Annotated in this window: 11 protein-coding genes; 4 read left to right on the forward strand and 7 right to left on the reverse strand. The window is 71.7% G+C overall.

The features are described from left to right. Positions 1–3 precede the first annotated feature (3 nt). The 4 genes from ACNAW0_RS06550 to ACNAW0_RS06565 are packed head-to-tail and all read right to left on the reverse strand — an operon-like array spanning position 4 to position 7,820. Positions 4–2,235: a glycosyltransferase family 4 protein gene (locus ACNAW0_RS06550; RefSeq protein WP_416286814.1), complete on the reverse strand. Its 2,232-nt coding sequence runs from the start codon at positions 2,233–2,235 to the stop codon at positions 4–6. Then, positions 2,232–3,845, reverse strand: a complete 1,614-nt coding sequence (locus ACNAW0_RS06555) for a stealth family protein (RefSeq protein WP_416286815.1) — start codon at positions 3,843–3,845, stop codon at positions 2,232–2,234. Before ACNAW0_RS06555 ends, ACNAW0_RS06550 begins: the two co-directional genes overlap by 4 nt. Then, entirely contained in the window at positions 3,842–5,899 is a 2,058-nt protein-coding gene (locus tag ACNAW0_RS06560) for a PIG-L family deacetylase (protein WP_416286816.1), read from the reverse strand. The genes ACNAW0_RS06555 and ACNAW0_RS06560 overlap by 4 nt, the downstream gene beginning before the upstream one ends. Before the next feature lies 1 nt (position 5,900). Then, positions 5,901–7,820: a stealth family protein gene (locus ACNAW0_RS06565; RefSeq protein ID WP_416286817.1), complete on the reverse strand. Its 1,920-nt coding sequence runs from the start codon at positions 7,818–7,820 to the stop codon at positions 5,901–5,903. 455 nt (positions 7,821–8,275) lie between these two features. Here ACNAW0_RS06565 and ACNAW0_RS06570 point away from each other — a divergent pair, with 455 nt between their 5' ends. Then, the gene (locus ACNAW0_RS06570; protein WP_416286818.1) at positions 8,276–9,193 is read left to right on the forward strand and encodes a DNA-3-methyladenine glycosylase family protein; all 918 of its coding nucleotides are present in this window, start codon (positions 8,276–8,278) and stop codon (positions 9,191–9,193) included. On the opposite strand, the gene ACNAW0_RS06575 is transcribed toward ACNAW0_RS06570, so the two are convergent. After that, complete coding sequence (locus tag ACNAW0_RS06575; RefSeq protein WP_416286819.1) at positions 9,187–9,687, reverse strand: DUF1990 family protein; 501 nt, start codon at positions 9,685–9,687, stop codon at positions 9,187–9,189. The genes ACNAW0_RS06570 and ACNAW0_RS06575 overlap by 7 nt on opposite strands. An 84-nt stretch (positions 9,688–9,771) precedes the next feature. Between ACNAW0_RS06575 and ACNAW0_RS06580 the strand changes: the two genes are divergently transcribed. Next, positions 9,772–10,257, forward strand: coding sequence for a GNAT family N-acetyltransferase (locus ACNAW0_RS06580; protein ID WP_416286820.1), 486 nt, complete (start codon positions 9,772–9,774; stop codon positions 10,255–10,257). A 15-nt stretch (positions 10,258–10,272) separates the two neighbouring features. Here ACNAW0_RS06580 and ACNAW0_RS06585 read toward each other — a convergent pair whose 3' ends face one another. Continuing rightward, on the reverse strand, positions 10,273–10,485 hold the full coding sequence (locus tag ACNAW0_RS06585) for a hypothetical protein (protein ID WP_416286821.1): 213 nt from the start codon (positions 10,483–10,485) through the stop codon (positions 10,273–10,275). Positions 10,486–10,620: 135 nt separating this feature from the next. Between ACNAW0_RS06585 and ACNAW0_RS06590 the strand changes: the two genes are divergently transcribed. Beyond that, entirely contained in the window at positions 10,621–11,733 is a 1,113-nt protein-coding gene (locus ACNAW0_RS06590; protein WP_416286822.1) for an ATP-dependent DNA ligase, read from the forward strand. Between the two features lie 9 nt (positions 11,734–11,742). On the opposite strand, the gene ACNAW0_RS06595 is transcribed toward ACNAW0_RS06590, so the two are convergent. After that, positions 11,743–13,707: a zinc ribbon domain-containing protein gene (locus ACNAW0_RS06595; protein ID WP_416286823.1), complete on the reverse strand. Its 1,965-nt coding sequence runs from the start codon at positions 13,705–13,707 to the stop codon at positions 11,743–11,745. 196 nt (positions 13,708–13,903) lie between these two features. On the opposite strand from ACNAW0_RS06595, the gene ACNAW0_RS06600 reads away from it, so the two are divergent. Further along, the gene (locus tag ACNAW0_RS06600; RefSeq protein ID WP_416286824.1) at positions 13,904–15,520 is read left to right on the forward strand and encodes an alpha/beta hydrolase; all 1,617 of its coding nucleotides are present in this window, start codon (positions 13,904–13,906) and stop codon (positions 15,518–15,520) included. Positions 15,521–15,544 lie beyond the last annotated feature (24 nt).

Consider the following 15,544-nt stretch of genomic DNA (forward strand, 5'->3'; position numbering starts at 1 on the left):
CCGTTACGGCCGGTCGATCACCACGACCGACAGCTCGCTGTCGATGGTGTAGTAGGGACGAACGCGCAACGTCGCAGCCGGATCCTCCTCGACCAGGTCCAGCCCGATCTCCTCGGTCAGGTTGATCTCGGGATACGCGTAGGTCCCCTTCTTGTCCACGACGTCGTCGACGACGCGCCCCAGGCGGACCTCGTCGGCGCCGTCCGGCTGCTGAAGGTAGATGTCCCAGTCCTCGTAGCGGCCGAGGCGCAGGTCGGTGAGCACGGCAAGGGGCACCACCAGAGCCAGCATCCCGTCGGCCGCCGCGCACACTGGCACGGCGAGCGACTCCGGCCGGTCGCCCCGACGGCGGAGCACAGCGACATCTGGGCATCCCGGCCCGTGCCAGCTGAACCCGATGGTGACGCCCTCGCCGTCGAGGTCGATCCGGCGGACCTCGGCGTGGGCGGCCCGTATCCAGCTCCGCACGGCGAGGAAGCCGTCCCTGGTGCGGTAGGGCACGTGCGCCCGCACCCCGGGCCACTCCCCAAGATCGTCGTCCGGCCCACCGGCGAGGACTCGGTTGTCGAGCCGCTGCGGACGCGCGCGGCGCCGGACGCCCTTCGCGTCCGTCAGAAAGACGTTCCACCGGCCCTCAGGCAGGGCGGCCGGGTCGAGCGTGCCGACCTGCCGGAGGCCGTCGAGCGACGGTGCGAGGGCAACCTTCACCACCTCCCGGGTGTCGCGGTTGCGCAGCACCAACGACGTGTCAGGAGAACCGATCCCCGCGTCGACGGACCAGTGCAGCCCGAAATCGGGCAGCACCTGGCAGTCCGCGACCGGGCCGTCCGTCGCGGCCGAGAACCGCCGCCGGATCGCCTGCTGCAGCCGGTTGCTGGTGCCGCGGGCACCCCGGACCCGGGACAGCCGCACGAGTGCACCGATGCTGACCCGGCGGGCGAGGTCGTTCCCCGCGATCCCGCGCAGCACCGGATCGGCCAGCGCCCGGACCAGGTCCGGCTCCCGGAGCAGCTCGCCACTCCGGGCGAGAACCGACCGGGTCAGGCCGCCCCGGCGTCCGGCCCGCCGGGGCCGGGGTGTCTCGCCACGGCGGGCGTCCAGCACCTCCGCGCAGTCGCGGGCGAACTGGGCGGCGAGCTGGGCCGGATCGAACCGGGCGGAGTTGGCCAGCGCCATCCTGCCCATCCGGGCCCGCAGGTCGTCGTCCCGCATCAACTTCCGGAGCGCGACGGCGTACGCGTCGAGGTCGTCGGCGGGGACCAGCAGGCCGTCCTCGCCGTCGTCGATGATCTCGCGCGGGCCCACCGGGCAGTCGGTGCTGACCACCGGCAGGCCGAGCCGCATCGCCTCGACGATGGTCATCCCGAACGACTCGCGCTCAGAGGAGACGGCCGCGATAGCCCCCTTCACCCACTCCGTCGACATGTCGTCCCGGCGGCCCATCAGCCGGACCTGGTCGTAGACGCCCAGCTCCCGGATCAGGGCCCCGAGCGCCCGCCGCTGCTCGCCGTCGCCATAGATCCGCAGCTGCCAACCGGGGCAGTCCGCCGCCGCCGCCCGGGCGAACGCGGTGATCAGCCGGTCGTACCGCTTGATCGGGTCGAGCCGGCCGGCCGCCACCACGATGCGGCTCCGGCCGTCGGCGGGCGGCACCCCGGGCGGTGGCGAGCTGTTGGGCAGCACCCTGATCTGGGTGTTCGGCACCGGGTTGCCGGAGCGGAAGGCGGCCGCGTCCGCGCTCGTCACCGTGTACGCCAGGTCGATCCGCGAGTAACGGCTGCTGATCTCGGCCTTCAGGGCGTCGTCGATCAGATCCTGCGTCATGTGCTCCTGCGCGACCCGGACCACGTGATCCGGCGCGTACTGGGCGACGGCGAGGTTGAGCCCGGGCCGAGTACCCACGACGACATCGGCGTCGGTGGACTTCAGATAGGCGGTGATCCGCTCATCCGTCAGCCGGGTGTAATGCAGGTAGAACTCCTCGCTCTCCGGGATGAGCGTCGAGGGCTCCCGGTGCCGCGGGTGCGACCGGTCCGGACGTCGCGGTCGGGTATCGACCAGCGGCACCACCCTGATCCGCTCGTCGACGTCGAACATGGTCCGGTCGAGGCGGCGGAACACGGAGGCCACCTCGACCTCGTGGCCCGCCTCGACCAGAGCGGTGGCCAGGTTCAGCACCGCCCGGTTGGTGCCACCCACGCCGTAGAAGTTGTGGATGAGGAAGGAGAACTTCACGGCTGGTCCGCCGACTCGTACGGGCTGCGCACCGGAAAGTACGCCTCGAGGAACGGCTCCAGGATGGCCATCTGCTGCTGGAGTTGGGCGTACGTCGAGAACGCGTCGTTGATGCAGAAGGTGTCCCAGTCCCGCCGTGCCTCGGCCCGCTTGAGTCGGGCGGCCAGATCCGGCACCGCGAGCTGCACGTAGCCGTAGTTGACGTGGCCGGGCAGCGCTCGCCCGGTCAGGAAGGCGTAGTAGTGGTGCAGCGAGTAGGTGATGGTGAGATCGGTGGGGCTGCGGAACTGGCTGCGCACCGTCGCGGCGTGCTCCGCCGGAAACTCGCGCTCTATCTCCGCCAGGATGTTCCGCCGCAGCGGGTACGGCACGTGCTGGCTGCCCTGGGTCAGGGTCCGCCCGAACCGCTCCTCGATCAGCCGCCGGTTGTTTTTGATCATCGCGTCGACCGGGCTGTCGAGACTGGTGATCGGGCCAATCGGGATCCGGTTCTGGGACAGGAAGAACTTCGTGTTGCCGTTGGCCAGGAAGAAGGTCTGGGGCGCCAACGGACGACCGAAGAACATGTCGTCGTTCAGGTAGAGGAAGTGCTCGGCGAGGCCGTCGATGTTGTGCAGCTGGCTCTCGATGGAACACGAGTTGTAAGTGGGCAGCGCACTCCGGTCGGTGAAGATCTCCTCGTGGTTGACCAGGAAGATGTTCCCGGCGCTCAGATCGAGCCAGGCCGGGCGCTGCCGGTCGGTGACGATATAGATGTTGCGGACCCAGGGCGCGTTGAGGTGCAGCGAGCGCAGCGAGTACTTCAGCTCGTCCCGGTTGATGTACCGCGACTCGCTGGCGGCCTCGGCGTGGAAGGCCTCGCCCTTCACCTCGGCCCGGCGGCGCTGCCACTCCGGGTCCGCGCCGTCGACCCAGGTGTAGACGACGTCAATCGGGAAGTCGATGTCGTCCGGGAGGAGGTGGTCGAATTCGGGCCGGGTGCGGAAGCGAGGACCTTCCTTGGTCGCCGCGGCCAGTCGGGTGAACCGGTGGTCGCCGGCCTCCACCGGCATACCGGCCATCGAGACCGCGAACATCATCCGGTTGCGCCGCGGCGCGCGCAGCACGGCAGCCTTCCGGTCCGGCCGCCAGAACTCGACCTCGCAGCCGTACGCGGCGCCGAGGACCAGCTTCGCCGTCGGGTCGATCCGGAACCAGGTCATCTTGAGTACCCGGGCCACGTGCAGGCCCGCCCAGGCCGCCGGGTCGGCGGCATCCCGCAGCGCCGCCACGATCGGCGGCTTGGGCAGCACCTGGCTCACATAGCAGGCGGCCGCGGAACCGAGCTTCTCGAGCGCGCCGAGGGCGGCGACCCGGTCCTCCTCGCTGACCCCGACCACCGGAGTCCGGTCATCCATGCCGCGGACCAGGAAGTAGTCCACGCCGTGCGCCTCCAGTGCCGCCGTCACCGCGGTCACGTTGAGCTGGCGGGCGAGCAGCGGGGTGAGGTCAGCATGGACGTGCGCCTGCCGGCGCCCCCCGTCCACCAGCACCTCCCGGAGGTCGGCGGGCTCGCGTGGGGGGACGGACTCGTCCGTCCGCGGCTCAAGGGCGGGGGGCGTGGGGTTCACCGTACTTCCTTCATCAACGTGAGCGACGACGCCGCGGGCCCCGGTCGAAGGGTGAGCAGCCCGCCGCCGGCAGAGACCGCCAGCACCACCGGCCGGCCGGAGGAGTCGATTGACACCGCGTGACTGCCGGCGATCGGAGTGGGCTCCCGCAGCCAGGCGCTGCCGGCCCGGCCGTCGAGCCCGACCCAGATCGCGCTCGTTGCCGAGTCGTCGTCCCTGAGGGCGACCAGCACCGCGCCCGCGTCCGGCACAAAGCGGGCGGCGATTGGGCCCGGCCCGCCGTGGCCGCCGAGGTCCATCAGGCTGGACGGGTCCCAGGCCCGGCCGTCGTCGCGGGTGCGGAACGACACGATGGACGCCGAGTCGCGGCACCGGCAGAACAACATCCGGTTGCCGTCGGGGAGCCGCACCACAGTGGGTGGGCCCGCGGGCGCCTCGGTGGGCACCACGGAGAACTCGGCGGTGAGTTCCGCCGTGGAAACCAGCCAGCGGGCGATCCCCTCGCGCCCCGCGGCGAGCACCTCGACGGACCCGTCATCGAGCGCCACCGCGGCCAGGCCTTCCTGCGTGTCCCTGCCGCCAAGGTCCTGCCACGGGGTCCAGGCCGAGCCGTCGTGCAGCCGCGCGCTCAGCCCCTTGCCGGCATTCCGGGCGAGCACCAGCCGCCGGCCGCCGGGGAGCGGAACGACCTGCGGCATCCCGATGTTCCGCTGCTTCGGCGGTGCGCTCTGCTCGTTGGGGTTGCCCAACGATTCCCACTTCACCTCACGGTAGTCACCGGAGGCTGGCAACTCGATCGTCCAGAGATCCCGCACGTGTCGGTCGGGGTCGGCGGTGAGGCCCTGCCGCACGGCGAAGAGCCGCCAGCCCCCGTCCGCGGTCGGCACGGCATCCACGTGCGGCAGCAGCTTGCGCCCCGGCACCCGCCGGCTCCCGGCGAACTGGCCGGGGCGATCTTCCCGCCAGTGCACGACCTGTCCGCCCCGCACAGCGAAGGCCGAGAGCCGACCGTCGGCCCCGGGGGTGGCCCAGGACCGCGAGCCGGGATAGCGCAGCGTGGTGCCGGAAGCGTTGCCCGCGGCGATCAGGTCGCCGCTCACCTTGAGGTCGCCCGCGCCGGCGGGATCGTCGCTCGGGCGGCGGTCCGCCCAGCCGTACACGTCCTTGTAGCGCTGCTTGACAGCGCGTGCCTCCGGGCTGAGGTTGGACGGCCAGCGCCGGACGTAGTAGCCACGGAAGGCCTCGACCGACGTCCGACGGCCGCCACCGGAGGCGAACCAGCGGGCGATTGCCTCGTGGGTGAAGAGGCCGGTGGCAGTGTGGAAGCTGTGGTCAGAGTAGCCCTCGGCGTCCGCGTGCCGTGGGTTCGCGCGGTTGTGGACCTGCTGGTCCGGATCCGGATCCATCGTCCAGAGCAGTGTCGGAGCGAAGCGGTCCAGCAGCAGCACGAGCGACTCAATCAGGCTTGCCCGGGTGTAGCTGTGCTCGTGCGACACCGGCGAGCCGAGCGGGATCATGGTCGGGTTCGACTCCGCCCGTCCGGACCAGAGCTCAGGCAACGATCCGGCACCCGAGGCGGCGCCGGCCGGGGGTATGCACCACAGGTTGAGCGCCATCAGCCGGATGTGCGGGGCATCGACCAGAACGGACACGTCCGCCTCGGCGCCACCGGCCAGGGTGGTCACCTCGCGGCGCCACTTGGCGTCCCGGTCCCCCAGCACCATGTCCGCGTACGCGCAGCGCAGCCCGTTGTAGCGGGCGGCCGCGAAGGCCTCGAAGTCCTCGGGGGCAGCGGCGTGTTCCTGAGTGCCGCCCGGCGCGTTACGACCATCGGCCTCACCCGCCGACAGGCAGACCGTCAGGTGTTCCTCGCTGCTACGCAGCTGACTCACCAAAAGCGGATTGAGGAAGTAGAGGTCGTCGTCCTGGTGCGCCATTACGGCCATCGACCGCGGCTGATTTGCGGGCGTGGACTGTTTCGCGGAACGCGGCAGACGGGCGGCGCGCCGACCGAGCGCGAGCAGCGGCTCGGCCCACTGCAGGTAATCAGGCATCTCACGCCTCTCCTAACTGGGTCGCCGGTCCGGGCTCGGGCGGCAGGCGGTCATGGCCATCGGTTCGGGCAGCGGCGATGCGGGCCGAGGGCAAGGTGGGCGCGTCCAGCCGGGGGCTGACCCGAACCCGGGGCACGGTCGTCGAGTCCGCCGGCATGCCGACTCCGAGCGAGGGAGTGGTCGGTGCATCCACCTGCCGGCCGTGCCGGCCGGTGCTGCGGGCCTGCCGCCACAGGGCGGAGGCGCCCACCTTCCGGCGCTCGGCGACCACGTCGTCGGGCAGCTCGAACGGCGTCGGAAAGGGAAGGTAGCGCGGCAGGAAGTCGGCCAGCATGTTCTCCTGCTCCTGGAACGCCTCCGGGTCGGAGTCCGTGTCGTTCAGGCAGAAAACGTCCCGGTGCCGACGGGCCAGCAGCTCGGCGAGTCGGGCGGGCGTCGACGGGTGGCCCAGGTCGGCGTACTCGTACTCGATCTCGCCCGGCACCGCCTGGGCGGTGAGGTACGCCCAGTACTGGTGCAGCGACGATGGGATGGACAGGTCGCGGTAGTAGCGGAACGGGTGGCTGGCCGTCTCGGTCACGTCCGCCTGCAGCACCTGCTCGATCTGGTACATGATGCTGCGCCGCAGCGCGAACGGGGTGTGCTTCATCTTTTGTGTGATGGTCACGCCGAACTGCCGCTGGATGTGCCGGCGGTTGTTCTTGCCGGCGGCCTTCACCGGCGCGTCGCTAGGCTTCGCCTCCCCGAGGCCGAACTGCGCCGGCGAGAGGAAGAACTTGGCGATCCCGTTGGCGTGGAAGAAGTGGGTCGGCAGCACCGGCCGGCCCAGGAACACGTCATCGTTGAAGTAGAGGAAGTGCTCCGCGAGCCCGTCGATGCGGTGCAGCCGGGACTCGATGGCGTGCGAGTTGAACGACGACCGCCCGCCGAGGTCCGCGAAGAGCTCGGTGTGCGTGACGATCGTGATCATCGGATGGGTCGGGTCAAGCCAGCTCGGCAACTGACTGTCGGTGACGAGGAAGATCTTGCGCAGCCAGGGCGCGAAGCTGTGCAGGGAGCGCATCGCGTACCGCAGTTCGTCCCGATTGTGGTATCGCGAGGTGTTGGCCGCCACCGCGTGCAGCACGCCATCGGGGGCGCCGAGCGCGGCCGCCTTCCGGCGCAGCCACTCCGGGTCGGAACCGTCCACCCACGTGAAGACAGCGTCGATCGGGAAGCCCACCCGGTCCGGGGCCCGCACGGCGAGATCCCGTCGGGTGCGGTAGGTGTGGTCGTCCGGCTCGGGAACGAAATGGCTGAGCAGGGCCGCCGCGACCCGGACTGGTTCGGCCCAGGCCGGCGCCTCGTCGACCACCGCATTGTGCCGCGGGGCGCGGACGACGTCGTCCACCCGGGTCCAGAACTCAATCTCGCAGGCGAAGTCGGCGCCCAGAACCACACCCGCCCGGACGTCGGTCACCGGGAACCACACCTGGATCACCTCAGCCGGGCCAAGGTCCGGCTGATTCCGCCCGGGCCGCACCTCGACGGCGCGGACGTGCGCACCGGACAAGGCCGGCGCGGTGCGAATCAGCCGGAGTACCTCCGCCCGCCGGTCGGCGAGCACCGCCACCGAACTGCGCAGATAGTCGTCGTTGCGCAGACAGTGGTAGTCGATCCCCGCCGATTCCAGCGCGGTGGTCACGGCCGTGAGGTTGCCGTGCCACATCTCCAACGGCGTCGCCGCGGCCACCACCTCGGCCTCGGTGCGCGCCCCGCCGTCGCTGACCGTCACCCGGGCGCCCACCGGATGCACGACGTCACCGCCACCGCGTCGGGTGAGGGTACGGACGAGGGCGAGCCGGCGATGCTTCGGCAGCAGCTCCAGCAGCCAGCGCCGCACCGCGCGCGGCAGGATGCGGTAGATCCTGAGCGCGATCACGGGAGCGGCTCGTCAGTGCCGACAGCCGCTGGTTGCGCGGTCATCGGTCAGGGCCGGCAGAGCGAGGCCGGCGACGCCGGACACGGTACGTGGACACACATGGAGGCGCGCATCGCTGACAGCCCTTCTCACTTTCTCCCCGTCGGCCGCCCCCAGAATTCCGCCCGTCACGCCGGCACGACAAGCATGCAACGGGACACGGACAGCGACCGCGGGCGAGACGTTAGCAGTGGATTCGTCGTAGATCTATCGGCTGTTAATCCACTCACCGGCGAACACTGTCCAATTCGTTCCCTTGTGCCGGACTACCCCTGCTTCACGTCCGACAAGTGGACCCATTCGGGGGAATGCGTTCCATCGGTTCGGCCGGCCGCCGCCAGCCGTACGTCCGAGGCACCGGTCACCCGGGTCCAGGGGCCTCCGCCACACCTTCGCCGGCCTGGCAGAGTGTCGGGGTGACCCCTGCCGGACCCGCCGCCACCCGGACGCTACGCCCTCCGGCCGGCTACCGGCTGGCCGCATCGGTCCGGTCCCTCACCTTCAGCCCGCACGACCCGTGTGCCCGCATCGCCGCCGGCGTCTTCTGGTGGGCCACCCGCACCCCGGCCGGACCGGCCACCCTCGCGCTGCGCCCCGAGGCCGGCGACCTGGTCGCCGAGGGGTACGGGCCCGGGGCCGACTGGGTGGTCGAACGGGCCGACGCGGTGGCCGGGCTCCGCGACGACCTGACCGGCTTCGCCGACCTGGCCGCCGCCCACCAGGTGGTGGCCCGGCTGGCCCGGGAGCACCACGGGCTGCGGATGCCGGCAACCGGCCAGATCTTCCCCCGGCTGCTGCGGGCCGTGCTGGAGCAGAAGGTCACCGGCAAGGAGGCCTACCGGGCGTACGCGGCAACGGTCCGGCACTTCCGCGAGCCGGCACCCGGGCCGCTGCCGCTGCTGCTGCCGCCCGAGCCGGCGGCGGTCGCGGCCAGCCCGTACTGGGTGTTCCATCCGTTCGGAGTGGAGCAACGGCGGGCCGACACGCTGCGGCGCGCGGCCGCCGCCGCGGAGCGGCTGGAACACTGCGCCGACGCCGCCGAGGCCACCCGCCGGCTCACCGCGATCCCCGGCATCGGCCCGTGGACCGCCGCCGAGGTGGTCCGGATCGCGTACGGCGATCCGGACGCGGTCAGCGTCGGCGACTACCACATCCCCAACACCGTGGCCTGGGCGCTCGCCGGGGAGCCACGCGGCGACGACACCCGGATGCTGGCGTTGCTGAAGCCGTTCCGGGGCCACCGGGGGCGGGTCTGCCTGCTGCTGGAGGCGGCCGGCATCCAGGCCCCCCGGTACGGTCCCCGGGCGACCATCCGCTCGTTCGCGAGCTACTGACCGGCGCAGAGCCGGCGCAGCGTCCGCCCCAGCCACCAGGCGTACGCGTGCTGGACGGCGCGGGCCGCGGGCCCGGCGACCCGGATGTACCAGCGGGCTGGGCGGCTGAAGGCGGTCACCTCGAACCAGACCCCGTCGGCCGCCCGGGTGACCAGGAACGCCTCCTCGCCGGCCTCCGGGTGCCCGTTCAGGGTGCCGTAGCCGAACCCGGCCCGGTCCGGCTCGTCCACCGCCCAGACCACCTCGGTCGGGCCCCAGATCCGCAGCGGCCCGACGCCCAGGCCGGGGGTGACCCGCACCCCCGCGTCGGCGCGGGGCGCGTCGGTACGCATCGCCACCCGGGCCGCCCGGTGCAGCCGCCAGCCGAGCACGGCGTCGGCCGCGCCCGGAAAGCAGCCGTCCGGCAGCCGGACCCGGTGCCGCAGGTGGTGGTAGCCGGCCGGCAGCCGTCCGTCGCGGGTCGCCCCCACTTCGGGATACGTCAGCTCGGGCACGGCGAACACCTCCTCGCGCCAGGGTACGGGCGGGGCAAGTGGGCCGCCCGGCGTCGGTCCGGCGGGCTGTGCTGAGCTGGCCGGGTGACCGATCAGGTGACCATCGCCCCGGCCGGCGTCGCGGACGCCGGCGAGATTCTCACCGTGCAGCGCGCCGCGTACCTGGTCGAGGCGCAGCGCTACGCCGATCCGTTCCTGCCGCCGCTGACCGAGGCCCTCGACGAGGTCCGCGCTGACCTGGCCGGCCCGGCCACTGTGCTGGCCGCCCGGCTGAAGCATCGCCTCGTCGGGTCGATACGCGCCCGGATCGACGGAGACACCGCACACGTCGGCCGGCTCTCGGTCGCCCCCGACCAGCAGGGCCGGGGCGTCGGCGGGCGGCTGCTCGCCGCGATCGAGGCGGCCTGCGCCGGCCGGGTGGCCCGGTTCGCCCTGTTCACGGGTGCCGACAGCACCGACAACCTTCGGCTGTACGACCGGCACGGCTACCGGATCGTGGCGCACCGGCCGGACCCGAACGGCGTCCGGCTGGCCGTGCTGGAGAAGACTCTTGGGGCCGATCCGCGCTGACAGTGCGGCGCACGGTCAGGCGGCCTCGCGGAGGTCGGCCAGGCCGACCGGGGCGTACCGGCGGAGCAGCTCCTCCAGTTCGGCCACCGAGGCGACCTCGCCGATGACGTTGGCGCCGCCGCCGAGCTCCGGGCGGTAGCGGTGCACCAGCCGGTACCGGTAGCGCCCCCGGATCAGCTCGACGCTGACCCGCCAGCGCCCGCAGCACCCGCAACTCCACTCCGGCACGCGGCGAACGCTAGCGCTGACCTGCGGTTTCGCCATCCGCTCGCCGGGGACGAACGGGTCGGCCGGGGACACGCCACCCGACGGCGGCGGTGACCTGCCTCACCACTGTCGGTGGGGTCTGATTGACTGTTCGCCGTGGACCTGCCGATCAATCCGCCGGTCGAGCCGATGCTGGCCAAGAGCGTGCCCCAACTGCCCACCGCCCCCGGCATGACGTACGAGCCGAAGTGGGACGGCTTCCGCTGCATCATCTTCCGCGACGGCGACGAGGTCGAGCTGGCCAGCCGGGGCGGCAAGACGATGACCCGCTACTTCCCCGAGGTGGTCGAACAGGCGCGCCGGCAGCTTCCGCCCCGGTGCGCGGTCGACGGCGAGCTGATCGTGATCCGCCGGGACGGCGCCTCCGGCCGGCCCCGGCTCGACTTCGAGCTGCTCGCCCAGCGGATCCACCCGGCCGCCTCCCGGGTGAAGCTGCTCGCCGAGACCACCCCGGCCGACTTCGTCGCCTTCGACCTGCTCGCCCTCGGCGACGAGCTGCTCACCGACCGGCCCTACCCGGAGCGGCGCGCCCGGCTGGAGCAGGCCCTCGCCCGGGTCCGACCGCCGGTGCACGTCACCCAGGTGACCACCGACCCGGAGACCGCGCGGCGCTGGTTCGACGTGTTCGAGGGGGCCGGGCTGGACGGCCTCATCGTCAAGCCGGCCGACCTGCCGTACGAGCCGGGCAAGCGGCTGATGTTCAAGGTCAAGCACGCCCGCACCGCCGACGCGGTGGTGGCGGGCTTCCGCTGGCACAAGTCCGGTCCGGTGGTCGGCTCGCTGCTGCTCGGCCTCTATGACGACGCCGGCGTGCTGCACCACATCGGGGTCAGCTCGTCGTTCACCGCAGCCCGCCGCAAGGAGCTGCTGACGGAGCTGGAGCCCTACCGCGACGTCGGCGGCGACCACCCGTGGGTGCACGGCGACCACGAGCGGGGCCAGCGCATCCCCGGCGGGGTGAGCCGGTGGACCGGCACCAAGAACCTCGAGTGGGAGCCGCTGCGCCCCGAACTGGTGGTCGAGGTCGGGTACGACGCGATGGAGGGCGACCGGCTGCGGCACACCGCCCAGTTCGTCCGCTGGCGCCCCGACCGCGATCCCCGCTCCTGCACCTACGACCAGTTGGAGCGCCCGATCCGCTACGACGTCGACCAGGTGCTGCGGGGGGATCCGGCGGCGACCGTCGGCGACGCGTCGGGCCGGGCGTAGGGTCTCTGATCAGCTTATCGATCCTGAGTCGGATGGTGTTTCCGGGATCGTTTCCCACCGTGGTGGTGTTGCGTGGGCGTGGAAATGGAATCCCGCGCCCAGCGCTGCTCCTCGTGGCCGGTGGCCGGTGGTGGGTGTGCTGATCGTGTTCACGCCCTGGTGCCGGTGGGCTGCGCGGGGCAGCCGGTTCCGGTCCGTTGGTGCGTGTCCCTCCGGACGCTTGCCCGCCCGGCCATGAGGCCGGGTGGGGGAGGGTGCCCTGCGTCGCCTGGGCGCGGGGCGTGATGGCTTCTGCCGGGTAGGCCCGGTCTTGGACCGGCCCTTCCGGCTGGTCGGCGTGACGACCGCCGATGCTTCAAGTTTGTCGACCACGGTGCGGATCACCATGTGCCCGCTGGCCTTGTCGATAACGGTCGTGGCCTGATGAGTCAGGCCCCGGGCGGCGACGCGCCGCCATGCCCCGTGGTCGCGGTCGCCCTGCCAGCGGCACGACTGGTTGGGGCAGACGGCCCACTTCCAGCCCGCCACAGTCGGCTGGTCGGGGGCTTTACGGTGCTGAAGCGGGGTCAGGCAGTGCGGGCATTGTTTGGAGGTGTTGCGGGCGGGGACGGTGACCACCCCGACACCCTGCTCGGCGGCAAGGTCCCGGATACGGTCGACGATCTTCCCGCGGAGCTGCTGGGACAGGCGCGTGTTCAAGCTACGGCCCATGCCCTTGGCTTCCATCGACCGCAGGTCCTCTAGGTAGATGACGGTCGCGGCGGCGGCGACCGCCTGGTCTACCACCCACCGGGCGGCAGCCCAGGCGAGCGCGTGGTTCAAATTCGCGCGGCGGGCGGACACATACTGGATCTCATCGCGCAGGACCGCATGCTTACCAACGAGTTCGTGCTGCTGATCATCGCCGATCAGCCGCTGGTAGTGGTCGACCTTGGCGTACAGCCGTTCTGACAGGCGGCGTAGGCGGTGCTGCTTGGCCAGGATACCCGCGGCCCGGAACTGGCCACCGGCCCCCAACGCGGTGATCCGACCGTCCTGCCCGAGTCGCAGGGCCCCTGCGGACAACAGGGTGTTCAGGCCCCAGTCCACGCCCAGCGCCACCGGGTGACCGGTACGCCGGGCTGCCGGCACCGGGTGCGAGTACGCCATGTCAACGTGCACCTTGCCGCCGGTGACGCGCAGGGTAGGCAGGTGCAGCACCGCCGAAGCGGGCACCGTGGGCGGCAGGCTGATCGGACAGGCCACCCACGTCCAGTCCCCGTACGCTCGCGGATCCGCACAGGTCGGCAACTGCAACCGGAGCAGTGCTCTCGTGGGGTCGATGTCGCTGCGTTCGATGGTGGCCTGCTGCCGGTCACACGCCGCCAACAGCAGCATCCGCGCAACCGTCGGGACATCTTCAAGCTCGAACACATCCACCGGCAAACGACCGTTGGCGTTGAGGAACGTGGCGGCCTGCCGCGTCCGGCCCTTGATGACACTCGACGGCAGACCTTCCCCGCCCGGAACCGCCGCCCGCACCCGCTCCCACTCGTTGGAGGTGCGTTTACGCGGGTCGACCGGCCACGTCGACAGGATCCCAGCGGTCACATCGGCACGCCACTTCACCGAACGCAGAACACGCCCCGCCTGCTCTTGCGCCATCCGCACGATCCGGTCATTCACCCGCACATTCGCAGGCGCGGCAGTCGTCCAGCCCAGCCGCCGCAACGCCATCCACGCGTTCGAGGGCAGCCTCCGACCACCGGCATCCACCCCGCAGCCAAGCAAATCAACATCACCCGCGTTCCAGTGCCCGGCCAGCAGCACGCCCACCATGCCCGCCACCAGATCAGCACACCAACCCACCCGCTGCGCAAGCACAACCGGCGACAGGACCTCACCAGTCTCCTCGTCCACCCCGGAACGCAGCAACGAGCGGGCACACGCCGTCCGCACGGTCTCGCCTTCGACCAGCGGCAGCTTCCGACTCACCGGCCACCAGCCTGACGCTGCCCGGACTCGACCGACAGACAAGCCGGAATCTTCCCCGATTCAGCGCACAGACAAAGCGTCACCGGGTGCACACCCAGAAGCTTCGCGGCGACCATCGACAGTCGAAGAATCCCCACACGGCGATTCTATGGTCGCTGCGAATTTGTAATCAAATAGGTTAGCCTGGCCGTCGGACATGATCACGGAAGGCTGCCAGGTGCCCCGCTTCTCCGACCGGATCCGCCGAGTCCGGCTCACCCCAGGGCTGGCCGGCTTCGCCGCCGCGGTGGTGCTCACCGCCGGCTGCACACTGCCGGCGTTCGCTCCGCGGGCCGAGAGCCAGGGTGCGGCGGCGCCACCCGGCACCGCCCCGACCTGGCGCGCCTGCCCCGAGATCCCCGACCAGTTGGTCGGCCGGGGCGCGGCCGGCATGCGCTACGAGTGCGCCCGGATCCTCGTACCCCGCAACTGGGGCAACGGCGCAACCACTGGCGCGACCACCGGGCCCGGCACCGGGGAGACCTTCGAGATCGCGCTGATCCGGATCCGCTCCGCCAAGCAGCACGACCGGATCGGTTCGCTGGTGGTCAACCCGGGCGGGCCCGGGGCCTCCGGCGTGGACACCGCCGTCTACCTCTCGTTCGGCTCGGCGTTCGGCGGACTGCCGACCACGGTGACCGACCGTTTCGACATCGTCGGGTTCGACCCCCGCGGGGTCGACCGGTCCAGCCCGGTCAAGTGCATCCCCGACGCCGACCTGGACGCCAGCTTCGGCTTTGACCCCGATCCGGAGAGCCAGGCGGCCTTCGACGGGTTCGTCGCGCTGAACCGGCGGATCGGCGCGGGCTGCGGCGACAAGTACGGTGACCAGCTCCCGCTCTACGGCACCGAGCAGGCCGCCCGGGACATGGACGCGGTACGCGCGGCGGTCGGCGACGACAAGCTCACCTACCTCGGCTACTCCTACGGCACCCTGCTGGGCGCGGTGTACGCCCAGCTCTACCCGCAGCGGGTGCGGGCGCTGGTGCTCGACGGCGCGGTCGACCCGCAGCAGAAGCTGATCGCCGGGTCGGAGAGCCAGGCCAAGGGCTTCGAGCGGGCCTTCGACAACTTCGCCCGCTGGTGCGCGGCCAACGCCGGCCGCTGCCCGATCGCCCCGGACGCCCGGGCGGCGGTCACCGCCGCCGTCGACAAGGCCAGGGTCTCCCCGGTACGCGGCCAGAAGGGCCGGAAGGCCACCGCGGGCTGGGTGTTCTACGCGGTCATCTCCTCCCTCTACACCGAGGCGGGCTGGCAGGAGCTGGCCCGGGCGATCGACTCGTTGCAGGGCGGCGACCCGACCGGCGTGTTCGACCTCGCCGACGCGTACGCGGACCGCGGCGACGACGGGCACTACTCGAACCTGTTCGACGCCAACCTGGCGGTGAACTGCGCGGACGAGACCGAGAAGCCGAGCCGGGAGCAGATCCGCCAACTCCAGTCGCAGTGGCGGCAAAAATATCCGCTCTTCGGCCCGGCCCTGGCCGTGGGCATGCTCGGCTGCGTCGAGTGGCCCGGGGCGCGGGATCCGTACCCGACCGGGAAGGCGGCCGGCGCGCCGCCGATCGTGGTGGTCGGCACCACTGGCGACCCGGCCACACCGTACGAGCAGACCGGCGCGCTCGCCTCGATGCTCGGGGCCGGGCGGGTGCTCACCTGGGAGGGCGAGGGGCACACGGCCTATCCGCAGACCGCCTGCATCACCGAAGCCGTCGACAAGTACCTGATCTCGCTGACCGTGCCCAGGGCGGGGCTGCGCTGCCCGGCCCGCTGATCGGGCGACCGTCGGAGAGACGAC

The sequence above is a fragment of the Micromonospora sp. SL1-18 genome (assembly GCF_047921505.1).
Lineage (GTDB): Bacteria > Actinomycetota > Actinomycetes > Mycobacteriales > Micromonosporaceae > Micromonospora.

Coding starts and splice junctions, on each gene's coding strand:
- ACNAW0_RS06560 (WP_416286816.1), bottom strand. CDS start 5,899: ATGCCTGATTACCTGCAGTGGGCCGAGCCGCTGCTCGCGCTCGGTCGG.
- ACNAW0_RS06600 (WP_416286824.1), top strand. CDS start 13,904: ATGATCACGGAAGGCTGCCAGGTGCCCCGCTTCTCCGACCGGATCCGC.